This is a genomic window from Pseudomonas sp. HUK17, from assembly GCF_001566765.1.
In genome coordinates, this window is sequence record NZ_LSMW01000009.1 from 25612 (window position 1) to 37372 (window position 11761).

The window sequence follows — 11761 nt, forward strand, 5'->3', positions numbered from 1 at the left end:
AAGCCTTCAGACAGTCGTTTGAATACAGAGTCGTCAGGGAACTGTAATGACTTTGTAAAGCTTGATAACAGGCAGCTTCAGGAGGTCGTTAGGATGTGAAGCGCGTGCAGAAATCGAGCTGCCAGTGCTTAGCAAATAGGGGAAGGGGAACGATAATCGGGCCACAGACGTGCTACAAGGTGCGTGTTTACTGGGTAGCGTCAGAATGGCCCTTGGGCCTAATTGTTATAATGTAACGTTTATAATGGGTTTATGATCAGTTTTATCTGGCTCACTGCTGCAAGCATCTGCTCGATGAAGCGTCGCTTCCCATACACCGCAAAGGTCACAGCTGTATCCCCATGACCTACCATGTCCTTGAGTAGGCTATCGGCGATTCCAGCTTCTCTCATGTCGTCTATGAACGAGTGCCTGAAGCTATGGAAGGTCTTTCGAGGATCGGTAATCCCTTGCTTGTGCCTGTAGACGCCAAACCACTTCGATACCGCATAACCATACCTGCCACGGACAGCCTTCAGCTCAGGCCACAGCCTTTCCTGTCCTGCCTGCTTCAAGTCTTCTAGGTGGTCACGTAACCCCATTTCCAGCAGGTCGGGATGCAAAGGGATGACTCGTCGGCTGGCTGGGTTCTTGAGCTTCTGGTCTGGCCTAGCGTCATCGATCTTGATACAGGTGATGCCTTGCTCTTCTACGATGTCCTCAAGGTAGAGCTGAGCTAGCTCCTCCAAGCGTGCCCCTGTGGTCCGGGCTAAGAGGGGTAGCCAATACCTCCAGGGATTCTTCCTAGCTTCCTTAGTAAGAGAGCTATGGGTAAGGAGGTTGGTGATGTCTCGTCGATCAAAGGGTAGGCGTGCATCCTTAGCTGATGCCTCCATTACCTTCATTCCACTCAGGGGGTTAGCTTGCAGGTATCCATTGGAGACGCACCAGTTCATCCAGGAGGTCAGCTTTCGTAGCCGGTTGTTGATGGTGACTGGTGTGATGGTCTCGTACTGATGACCAGACTCCAGAATCTCCAGCAGCGTCTTGCCTTTGAATTCAGGACGCAGGCCGTAGTACCGAGGGCAGCGGGATAACCTTTCTTTTAGGGTCCTAGCCCGTTTCTGATCTAAGGCTTCCGCTTCCATATCACCCATCAAGGCAAAGAAGTCATGGATGGTGCGTTCAACGTCAGCTATCTGTCCTTGCCTCCAAGCTCCTTGCTTCCCTTCAGCTACGTATTCCTTTGCAAGCCTGCTCAGCAGCGGTCCGTTTGCCCTGTCTGGTGGTGGAGGCCTGACATGATTAGGAAGAGAGGAGGGCAGGAGTTCGAGTCTCTCCGTCAGCACCAAAGTCCTACACAGTGTCTGTAGCTCACTGTAGGTGGCTTGCGGGTGCTTAGACCGATGCTCATCGACCTGCTGAGCTATCGCCGTAGCTTTGAAGATTGCTGCTCGTCGCTCCTGTATCCCTAGGCTGATTCGTAAGTGCTGATTGCCGATGCGGACGTTGAGGTAGTAGGTAGAACCTCTGCGAATAACGTACATGTGTGACAGGCCTGTGTGACACCAATGTGTGACAAAGCCGCCACCTCAGGAATCGTGTGTTGAGCATCGAATGGAGGTAAAATCCCAAATTGCCCAGAACCTGCTATCTAGAGCGTTTCAACGATCAACCGGTGTGCTTGCACATTACCCGGTCAGGCCCGGAAGGGAGCAGCCGCAGCGGTGATGTCGTGTGCCGGGGTGTGGCTGGCGGGGCCACCTCCATTTCTGCCCTATGCTTTTCCTCCTCCGCGTTTCCCCCCTCTTTTTCCGCCTTGTCTCCCAGCGCTCCGCGAACCACGCCACAGGGCTTTCGTGACGAAATGCACTGTTTTGGTTCATAGCTCTGTGCCATCATGCGTGCCGTACTCTTACCACTGGACAGATGTCCAAGGATCTCTTGTGAAGAATGGACTCGAAAGCGCAGGACGCGCCCTGAGCAATGGCCTCCATCCCTATCGTGTCGACTGCCGACGTGGCACCGAGACGACGCTGGTCGCACAGATCTACCACCCCAGCGAGCCCCTGCTGCTGATCAGGATCGACTTGACCAACGAAGAGGCGATCAATCCCTTCAAGATGAACGCCACCGTGACCCGCCTGCGCGGCCAGCTGGATGCCCTGGCGGCCTATGTCGCAAGCGTGGTCCTGGCCGATGGCGAAGACCACTGCCGGCGTGCCTGAAACGGCTTTCTACCCGCCGTTTTCCCTCCTGATCGCTTGAAAAGCCGCTTGGCCGCCTTCATCTAGGGAGGTAGGAGGTAGCCGCAGCCCGCACGGCATCGCTCCAAGGCCACGCCGCGGGATGCATTCGCGGCCCCTCTTCGTTAGCATGGGCGCCCCCCACGTCTTCTCCTGATCAGGTCTCGATGAGTTACCAGGTTCTTGCGCGCAAATGGCGCCCGCGGTCATTCCGCGAAATGGTCGGCCAGACCCATGTGCTCAAGGCGCTGATCAATGCGCTGGACAACGAGCGGCTGCACCACGCTTATCTGTTCACCGGTACCCGCGGGGTGGGCAAGACCACCATCGCGCGGATCCTGGCCAAGTGCCTGAATTGCGAGACCGGTATCAGCTCCACGCCCTGTGGCAGCTGCTCGGTGTGCCGCGAGATCGATGAAGGCCGCTTCGTCGACCTCATCGAGGTGGACGCCGCCAGCCGCACCAAGGTGGAAGACACCCGCGAGCTCCTGGAGAACGTGCAGTACGCGCCGTCCCGCGGTCGCTACAAGGTGTACCTCATCGACGAGGTGCACATGCTCTCCACCCACAGCTTCAACGCCCTGCTCAAGACGCTGGAAGAGCCCCCACCCCACGTTAAGTTCCTGCTCGCCACCACCGATCCGCAGAAGCTGCCGGTCACCATCCTCTCGCGCTGCCTGCAGTTTTCGCTGAAGAACATGCCGCCGGAGCAGGTCGTCTCCCACCTGCAGCAGGTGCTCGCGGCGGAAAGCATTCCCTTCGAGGACGATGCCCTCTGGCTGCTGGGGCGTGCGGCCGATGGCTCCATGCGCGATGCCATGAGCCTGACCGACCAGGCGATCGCCTTTGGCGAGGGCAAGGTGCTGGCCGCCGACGTGCGCGCCATGCTCGGTACCCTCGATCATGGCCAGGTCTACGATGTACTCCAGGCCTTGCTGGACGGTGACGGTCGCGCGGTGCTGGACGCGGTTCGTCATCTGGCCGAGCAGGGCCCCGACTGGGGCGGCGTGCTGGCCGAGCTGCTCAATGTGCTGCACCGCGTGGCCATCGCCCAGGTGCTGCCCGATGCCGTGGACAATGGCCAGGGCGATCGCGAGCGGGTGCTGAGCCTGGCGCAGACGCTGCCGGCGGAAGATGTCCAGTACTACTATCAGCTGGGTCTGGTCGGGCGGCGCGATCTGCCGCTGGCACCGGATCCGCGCCACGGCTTCGAGATGGTCCTGCTGCGCATGCTGGCCTTTCGGCCCGCCGGTGCGGTGGTGGCCGAGCGACCAGCACTAAAGACGACGGGAGCCAGCCCGGCCACGGCTGACTCCAACCCCCGTCCGGTGGCCGCGGCGGTTCCGGCAGCGGCTGCGCCTACACGCCCGTCGCCACCCGAGGCAGCACCTGCGCCGGTGCCGGCGACGCCTGTCTCCAGTAATACCACCCCTATAGAAGAGCCGGTGGATCTCCCCTGGGAGGATCCTGCACCCGTGGCGGTCAAGGCGGCTCCGGCTGCAGCTCCGGCTCCGGCTCAAACTCCGGTCGAAGCGGCTGGCGCGCCGGTCGCCCCCAGGGTGCTCCCGACCCCCCAGGTCGAGGCGACCCCTGAAGCCACGGTGATCGCCGAATTGCCCGCGGACACCTCCGGTGACGATCTGGACGGTGACGAAGAGCCGCCGCCAGCCGAGGATTACTACGAGGTGGGGCTGGACGACTATCTCGACAGCCTTGGCGATCCGGCTGACGACGAAATCGCTGCGGCGCCGACGCCGGCGGTGCAGCCGGCCACGGGCCTCGCGGCCGACTGGCAGGCGCTGTTCCCCGACCTCAAGCTGGGCGGGTTGACCGCCAGCATCGCGGCCAACTGCACCCTGGTGGCGGTGGACGGCGATCGTTGGCACCTGCACCTGGATCCGGCGCAGAGCGCCTTGTTCAACGCCAACCAGCAGCGCCGGCTCAACGATGCGCTGAATCAGCAGCAGGGACGACCCATCACGCTCGAGGTCACCATCCAGACCCCCGAGCAGGAGACGCCCGCCCAGGCCGCCGCGCGGCGCCGAGCGGAGCGGCAGCGGCAGGCGGAGCAGTCCATCCAGGACGACCCGCTCATCCGCCAGATGATGCAACAGTTCGCCGCCACGGTGCGCGCGGGTACCATCGAGCCGGTCGACACCCAAGCCTGACCGGTTTTCCATTCATAGTTCGAGGTAGCAGACATGATGAAAGGTGGCATGGCCGGCCTGATGAAGCAGGCCCAGCAGATGCAGGAAAAGATGCAGAAGATGCAGGAAGAGCTGGCGAACGCCGAAGTGACCGGACAATCCGGCGCCGGCCTGGTCAGCGTCGTCATGACCGGCCGACACGACGTCAAGCGCGTCAGCCTGGATGACAGCCTGATGCAGGAAGACAAGGAAATCCTCGAAGACCTGATCGCCGCCGCGGTGAACGACGCCGTGCGCAAGATCGAGCAGAACAGCCAGGACAAGATGTCCGGCATGACCTCCGGGATGCAGCTGCCGCCCGGCTTCAAGATGCCTTTCTAAGACGCTTCAATAGCGGGTGTCCGTCGGACACCCGTTTCTCCCGCCTTCCAGTACGGTAGTCCATGAGCTTCAGTCCCCTGATTCGCCAATTGATCGATGCGCTCCGGGTCCTGCCCGGTGTCGGCCAGAAGTCCGCCCAGCGCATGGCCCTGCAACTGCTCGAGCGCGAACGCCAGGGTGGCCAGCGCTTGGCCTCTGCCCTCAGCGCCGCCATGGAAGGGGTCGGTTACTGTCAGCGCTGCCGCACCCTGAGCGAAGACCAGATTTGCGGCTTCTGTGCCGATACTCGGCGTGACGACAGCCTGCTCTGCGTGGTGGAAGGCCCCATGGATGTCTTCGCCGTGGAGCAGACTGGCTATCGCGGACGCTACTTCGTGCTCAAGGGGCACCTGTCGCCCATCGACGGCCTGGGCCCGGACGCCATCGGCGTGCCCGAACTCGAACGGCGCGTTAGCGAAGGGGGGTTCCAGGAGATGATCATCGCCACCAATCCCACGGTTGAAGGCGAGGCGACCGCCTACTATATCGCCCAACTGCTGGCGCCCAAGGGCCTGACCATCTCCCGGATCGCCCATGGCGTACCCCTGGGCGGCGAACTGGATCTGGTCGACGGCGGCACCCTGACCCACGCCTTTGCCGGGCGCAAGCCGATCTCGCTCTAGCGTTGCGCTATCCCGCCGCCTTGAAAGGGCAACAGGCCTGTATCTTGTGATCGAGAAGCATTATCATTATCGGAAGTCAGCTGCTTCCGAGGATGGTGATGCAGACGCTCGAGTCCGACCGGCACGGACATATCCGGACCCTCTACCTGGACCACCACGGCTGGCTGCGCGAGCGGCTGCAGCGGCGGCTGGGTTGCCTGGGGCAGGCGGCCGACCTGGCCCAGGACACCTTCGTCCGGCTGTTGGCCCGGGAAGGAGAGCTGGAACGGCTGCGTGAACCCCGTGCCTTCCTGGCGACCATCGCCCAGGGATTGCTGGCCAACCACTGGCGGCGCCAGGCCCTGGAGCGCGCCTATCTCGAAGCGCTCGCCGCGCGACCGCAAGCCGTACAGCCTTCGCCGGAAGCCCAGGCCCTGATCCTGGAAACCCTCACTGAACTCGATGCGCTGCTCGACCGCCTGCCTGGCCGGGTGCGCCAGGCCTTTCTGCTGGCGCAACTGGAAGGGCTCACCTATGCCGTCATCGCAGGGCGTCTGAGCGTGTCGGAGCGGATGGTCAAGAAGTACATGGCCCAGGCCATGCTGCATTGCCTGGAACTGGTGTCTTGAGTCTTCTCACACCCAGCCAGGGCGGACCTCTGGAAGAGGCGGCCAACTGGTTCGCCGAACTCGCCGCCGACGAGGTGGATCCAGCCACCGAGCGGGCCTGGGAGCGCTGGTTACAGGCGGATAGTCGCCACGCCGTGGCCTGGGCGCGGGTGGAGGAGATCAGCGCCCGCTTCAGCGGTCTGCCCCCGTCGGGCCGGATGGCCCTGGCGCGGCGCGAATCCCTGGGACGACGGCGGGCGCTCAAGGTGCTGGGACTGGCAATGGGCGGGCTGGCCCTTGGCTGGACGCGGCCGGACGACTGGCAGCTGGGGCAGGGCCCTGCGCTGAGCACGGCGGTCGGCGAGATCCGCGCCTTCGATCTGGCGGCCGGGGTACGCGTCTGGCTCAACACCGACAGCCAGCTGGCACAGGCGACGGCAAACCATTGGCGGCTGTTGCGCGGCGAGGCGCTGTTCGAAAGCCGCGGCGGAAGCGCGCCCACGGTGCTGGAGGCGACGGCGGGTCGGGTGCGCTTCGGTGTGGGCTGCTGCGCGGTCCGCGCGCGTGACCACGGTCTGGAGGTCGCGGCCTACAGCGGTGCTCTGCAGCTGTTGCCACGCCAGGCCAGGCCCGAGACTCTGGCGGAAGGGAGGCAGGCCCTGCTGACGCCTACCGCCGTGCAGCCGTTGGGTCGCGTCGATCCGGGGCGGCAGCTCTGGCGCCAGGGGCGGCTGGTGGTGGACGACTGGTCGCTGGCGGCCCTGGTGGCGGAACTGGGGCGCTATCGCCCGGGCCTGTTGACCTGCACCGCCACGGTCGCCCCGTTGCGGGTAGTGGGCAGCTATCCCCTCGCGGATACCGACCGCGCGCTGGCGGCCCTGGCCGACAGCCTGCCGGTACGGGTGGAGCGACGCCTGCCCTGGTGGGTGCAGATCGTGCCCGCCTGAAAAAACTGCCGCCGACGGTTCCCCTTTGACGTTCTCGCGGGGCTTAGGGGAAACGATCTCCGCTTCGAGGCCCTCCATGCACCGCCATACCCGTTTCACCCTGCATCCGCTGCGCCGCGCCCTGCGCGCCTTCGCCCTGACCGTACCGCTGGGTATCACCAGCCTGGCCGCGCCCCAGGGCCTGGCCCAGGCTGCCGCCATTGCCCAGGAATACCGCATCGAGGCCGGTAGCCTGGCCACGGTAGTGAGCACCTTCGCCGCTCAGAGCGGGGTACTGCTGTCGGCCCCCGCCCAGGGGCTGGAGGGTCGCCGCAGTCCGGGGCTGCAGGGCCGCTACACACCGGCCGAGGGCTTCCAGCAGATCCTCCAGGGCAGTGGCCTGCAGGCGGTGCGTCAGGCCGATGGCAGCTATCGCCTGGAGTCGGCGGCCGCGACCGGGGTGACGTCTCTCAGCGAGACCACGGTGACCGGCTTCGCCCTGGGCAATGCCCTGGGCGAGACCGATGGCTACCTGGCGACCCATAGCAACGTGGCCACCAAGACCAGCAAGGGGCTGCTGGAAACCTCCCAGTCGGTTTCGGTGGTGACCCGCGAGCAGATCGATGAGCAAGGCGCCAAGACCGTGCAGCAGGCCATGAGGTACACCCCGGGCATCTTCACCGGCCAGATCGGCGCGTCCAATCGCTATGACTATGTGGTGATGCGCGGCTTCGCCGACAACAGCGTCGACAACGTCTTTCTCGACGGCCTCAAGACCATGGGCGACAGCGGCACCTTCAGCTCGCTGCAGGTCGATCCCTACTTTCTCGAGCGCATCGACGTGGTGAAGGGACCGGCCTCGGTGCTCTATGGCCGCAGTCTGCCGGGCGGCCTGGTGGCGCTCACCAGCAAGAAGCCGCTGTACCAGCCCTATCACCAGGTCCAGGCCACCCTGGGCAATCTCGGCCAGCGCGGCGCCGGTTTCGATTTCGGCGGGCCGCTGGATGAGGAGGGGCGTATCGCCTATCGCCTGGTGGGCCTCGCCCAGCACAGCGATACCCAGTTCAACCACGTGGAAGAAGAGCGCTATGCCCTGGCGCCCAGCCTGGCCATCGACCTGAGCGACGACACCACCCTGACCCTGCAGGCCTATCTGCAAAAGGACCCGGACGGTGGCTACCACAGCGGGGTACCGGCCGAGGGCAGTCTCTATCGGCGCAACGGTCGCTACATCAGCAACCATTTCTTCGAGGGCGAGCCGGACCACGACAAGTTCGAGCGGACCCAGCAGATGGTCGGCTATCAGTTCGAGCACAGGTTCAATGACGTCTGGAGTGCGCGGCAGAACTTCCGCTACGCCAAGTCGCGGGTCGAGCTGGAGCAGGTCTATGGCTACGGCTATGTTGGCGACAGCAACCTGCTCAATCGCTATTACTCTGGCGGCCGCGAGAACCTGCACGCCTATACGCTGGACAACCTGGTGCAGGCGGACTTCGACTGGGCTGGCAGTCGGCACACCCTGCTCGCCGGGCTGGACTACCAGCGTCGCTGGACCCATGTGGATTGGCCCAGTGGCACGGCGGATCCGCTGGACGCCTTCGCGCCGAACTACGGCGGTCAGGTGACCCTCTCCCCCGGCACCGAATACCGCCGCGAGCTGGCGCAGACCGGCGTCTACCTGCAGGATCTCATCGAGCTGGATCGCTGGCGCTTTTCCCTGGGTCTACGCCAGGACTGGGTGGAGATCGGCATCGAGGATCGTCTGGCGGGTTCGCGCAGCAGCGCGCGTCGCGGCCAGGCCAGCGGGCGGGCCGGGGCACTCTATCTGTTCGACAACGGCCTGGCGCCCTACCTGAGCTATTCCACGTCCTTCAATCCCAACGCCTACAACGACGCGGCGGGCAATCCCCTGGAGCCCACCGAGGGCAAGCAGTGGGAGCTGGGCCTGAAGTACCAGCCGCCGGGCAGCACCGGCTTCTACACCGCCTCGCTGTTCCATATCACCCAGGAAAACGTGGCGACCAAGCTGCCGCAGGAAGACTTCTATTCCTCGGTGGGCGAGATCCGTTCCCGTGGCCTGGAGCTGGAAGGCCATCTGCAGCTGGCCGAGCGCCTCAAGCTGCTGGGCAGCTACACCTTCACCGACATCGAGTACACCCAGGCGCTGGATGGCAACCAGGGCAACACCCCGAACCAGGCGCCACGCCACCAGGCGTCGCTGTGGGGTGAGTACGAGCTGGCCGGACCACTGGCGGGGTTCAGCGTCGGCGCCGGGGCGCGCTACGTGGGTACCAGCTGGGCGGACAAGGCCAACACCCGTAAGGTACCGGCCTACACCCTGGTGGATGCCATGCTCGCCTATGACTTCACCCGGCTGGGGATGCCGGGGCTCACGGCACGGGTCAATGCCAACAACCTGATGGGCAAGGACTATGTGGCGTCCTGCTATAGCCTGGACTTCTGCTATTTCGGGGAGGAGCGTAACGTGACCGCGACGGTCAGCTACAACTTCTAGACGCTCAGGGTCCTGCCACTCAGGCAGGACCCCAGCCTCAACCTTCCAGCTGGCCGCCGGCGAGGGCGCAGAGGCGGGCGGAGTCGAGGATGCGTACCTCCTTGCCTTCGGCCACCAGCACGCCGCTCTGCTGGAAGCGGGTAAAGACCCGCGATACGGTCTCCACCGCCAGGCCGAGGAAGTTGCCGATCTCGTTGCGCGACATGCTCAGACGGAATTGCTGGGCGGAAAAGCCACGGGCATGGAAGCGCGCCGAGAGATTGACCAGGAAGGTGGCGATGCGCTCGTCGGCGCTCTTCTTGGACAGGAGCACCATCATCTGCTGATCGTCGCGGATCTCCCGGCTCATCACCCGCAGCAATTGCCGGCGCAGTTGCGGCAGCTGCTCGGAGAGCTCGTCCAGGCGCTCGAAGGGGATCTCGCAGACGGTGGTGGTCTCCAGCGCCCTGGCCGAGACCGGATAGCGCTCGGTGTCCATGCCCGATAGCCCGACCAGTTCGCTGGGCAGGTGGAAGCCGGTGATCTGCTCCTCCCCGGTATCGCTCAGGCTGCTGGTGCGCAGGGCGCCGGAGCGCACCGCATAGACCGAGCCGAAGGTATCGCCCTGGCGGAACAGGTGGTCGCCCTTGGCCAGCGGCCGGCCGCGCTTGACGATCTGGTCGAGGGCGTCCAGGTCCTTCAGGTCGAGCGAGAGCGGCAGGCACAGCGAGGCGAGGCTGCAATCCTTGCAATGGGCCTGGGCGGTGCGCAGCTTGAGGGGCTCGGTCATGGCGGAGGATCGCTTCTCGTCTTGTTCCAAAAGTCTAACTTTAGCAGTCATGGCAGGCATGGGTCATATCACCCGGGAAAAGCGCTGGTTGTCGTGGCCCGACAGGTAGCGGTCGAACAGCATGCACAGGGCGCGAATCAGCAGGCGGCCAGGGGGCAGCACCTGGAGGCCGCGCTCGTCGAGGCGGATCATGCCGTCGGCGGCCATGGCCAGTAGCTGCGGCCAGGCGTCCGCGAAGTACTGGCGAAAATCCAGCTCGCAACTGCGTTCGATGGCGGCGAAATCCAGCTGGAAATGGCAGATCAGCTGGCCGATCACCGCGCCGCGAATGCGGTCATCCCGCGACCGTCGCAGGCCACGGGCCACCGCCAGGTCGCCGTGGCCCAGGCGTTCCTGGTAGCGGGCGAGGTCGGGCGTATTCTGGCAGAGGACATCGCCGATCTGGCTGATGGCGGAGACGCCCAGGCCCAGCAGGTCGCAGTGACCGTGGGTGGTGTAGCCCTGGAAATTGCGCTGCAGGGTGCCGTCTTCCTGGGCGATGGCCAGATCATCGTCGGGCAGGGCGAAGTGGTCCATGCCGATGTAGCGATAGCCGGCGGCCAGCAGCTGTTCCACGGTGCGCTGCAGCATCTCCAGCTTGGCCGCGGGGTCCGGCAGTTCGCTGGCTTCGATGCGCCGCTGCGGCGGAAAGCGCTGTGGCAGATGGGCGTAGTTGAACACCGACAGGCGATGCGGTTGCAGCTCCAGGACCCGTTCCACGGTGTGGGAAAAGCTGGCCGGGGTTTGCCGGGGCAGGCCGTAGATGAGGTCGAGGTTGATGGAGCGGTAGTCGAGAGCGCGAGCGGCCTCCACCAGGGTGCGGGTGTCGTCGAAGGGTTGCAGGCGATTGATCGCCAGCTGCACCTGCAGGTCCAGGTCCTGGACGCCAAAGCTCACGCGGTTGAAGCCCAGCTCGCGGAGCAGGCCCATGGTGCTCCAGTCGGCTTCGCGCGGGTCGATCTCGATGGAGTAGTCGCCGCGGTCGTCGTCGGCCAGGGTGAAGTGGCGGCGCAGGTCAGCCATCAGCTCGCGCAGCTGCATGGGGTTGAGAAAGGTCGGGGTGCCACCGCCAAGGTGCAGCTGTTCCACCCGCTGCCCACCGTCCAGGTGCCGGCTGGTGAGGACCATCTCCTGGCGCAGGGCCTCCAGGTAGGCGGCGCTGCGGCTGCGGTCCTTGGTGATGACCTTGTTGCAGGCGCAGTAGTAGCAGATGTTCGCGCAGAAGGGCACGTGCAGGTAGAGCGACAGCGGGCGTCCGGCCTGGCGGCTCAGGCGCAGGGCGCCGAGCAGGTCGAAGGGGCCGATGCCGTCGTGGAATTGCACGGCGGTGGGGTAGGAGGTGTAGCGGGGGCCGGCGCGATCGTAGCGGGCGATGAGGTCGGCGTCCCAGACGAGGGCGGCTGTCATGCCGGGCTCCAATGGTTTCGAGGCGCCCAGTGTGAGGGGCAGGCTCCTGGCTTTATTGATCCAGATCAATAAAGGCCGGGTTAAGCTCTGGCGTTTGACGAGG

10 protein-coding genes are annotated in these 11761 nt (G+C 64.6%); 7 read left to right on the plus strand and 3 right to left on the minus strand.

Features of this window, described 5'->3' with window-relative positions:
- Nucleotides 1–239 precede the first annotated feature (239 nt).
- Nucleotides 240–1526: a site-specific integrase gene (locus AX284_RS05220; RefSeq protein WP_068383903.1), complete on the minus strand. Its 1287-nt coding sequence runs from the start codon at nucleotides 1524–1526 to the stop codon at nucleotides 240–242.
- Between the two features lie 399 nt (nucleotides 1527–1925).
- On the opposite strand from AX284_RS05220, the gene AX284_RS05225 reads away from it, so the two are divergent.
- The 7 genes from AX284_RS05225 to AX284_RS05255 all read left to right on the plus strand — a co-directional run bounded on the left by AX284_RS05225 (nucleotide 1926) and on the right by AX284_RS05255 (nucleotide 9443).
- On the plus strand, nucleotides 1926–2207 hold the full coding sequence (locus AX284_RS05225; RefSeq protein WP_064308479.1) for a hypothetical protein: 282 nt from the start codon (nucleotides 1926–1928) through the stop codon (nucleotides 2205–2207).
- Between the two features lie 185 nt (nucleotides 2208–2392).
- Nucleotides 2393–4393, plus strand: a complete 2001-nt coding sequence (gene dnaX / locus AX284_RS05230; RefSeq protein ID WP_064308478.1) for a DNA polymerase III subunit gamma/tau — start codon at nucleotides 2393–2395, stop codon at nucleotides 4391–4393.
- 33 nt (nucleotides 4394–4426) lie between these two features.
- Nucleotides 4427–4753 carry a YbaB/EbfC family nucleoid-associated protein gene (locus AX284_RS05235; protein ID WP_007162246.1) on the plus strand — a complete coding sequence of 109 codons (327 nt, stop codon included), beginning with the start codon at nucleotides 4427–4429 and terminating at the stop codon, nucleotides 4751–4753.
- A gap of 62 nt (nucleotides 4754–4815) precedes the next feature.
- Complete coding sequence (gene recR, locus AX284_RS05240) at nucleotides 4816–5415, plus strand: recombination mediator RecR (RefSeq protein WP_064308477.1); 600 nt, start codon at nucleotides 4816–4818, stop codon at nucleotides 5413–5415.
- Nucleotides 5416–5513: 98 nt separating this feature from the next.
- Entirely contained in the window at nucleotides 5514–6023 is a 510-nt protein-coding gene (locus tag AX284_RS05245; RefSeq protein ID WP_068383904.1) for a sigma-70 family RNA polymerase sigma factor, read from the plus strand.
- Entirely contained in the window at nucleotides 6020–6949 is a 930-nt protein-coding gene (locus tag AX284_RS05250; protein WP_064308476.1) for a DUF4880 domain-containing protein, read from the plus strand. Before AX284_RS05245 ends, AX284_RS05250 begins: the two co-directional genes overlap by 4 nt.
- A gap of 76 nt (nucleotides 6950–7025) precedes the next feature.
- Entirely contained in the window at nucleotides 7026–9443 is a 2418-nt protein-coding gene (locus AX284_RS05255; RefSeq protein WP_068383906.1) for a TonB-dependent siderophore receptor, read from the plus strand.
- Nucleotides 9444–9480: 37 nt separating this feature from the next.
- On the opposite strand, the gene fnr is transcribed toward AX284_RS05255, so the two are convergent.
- Both fnr and hemN read right to left on the minus strand, forming a co-directional pair.
- Nucleotides 9481–10212: a fumarate/nitrate reduction transcriptional regulator Fnr gene (gene fnr, locus AX284_RS05260; RefSeq protein ID WP_068383908.1), complete on the minus strand. Its 732-nt coding sequence runs from the start codon at nucleotides 10210–10212 to the stop codon at nucleotides 9481–9483.
- Between the two features lie 63 nt (nucleotides 10213–10275).
- The gene (gene hemN, locus AX284_RS05265; protein ID WP_068383910.1) at nucleotides 10276–11658 is read right to left on the minus strand and encodes an oxygen-independent coproporphyrinogen III oxidase; all 1383 of its coding nucleotides are present in this window, start codon (nucleotides 11656–11658) and stop codon (nucleotides 10276–10278) included.
- Nucleotides 11659–11761: the final 103 nt, after the last annotated feature.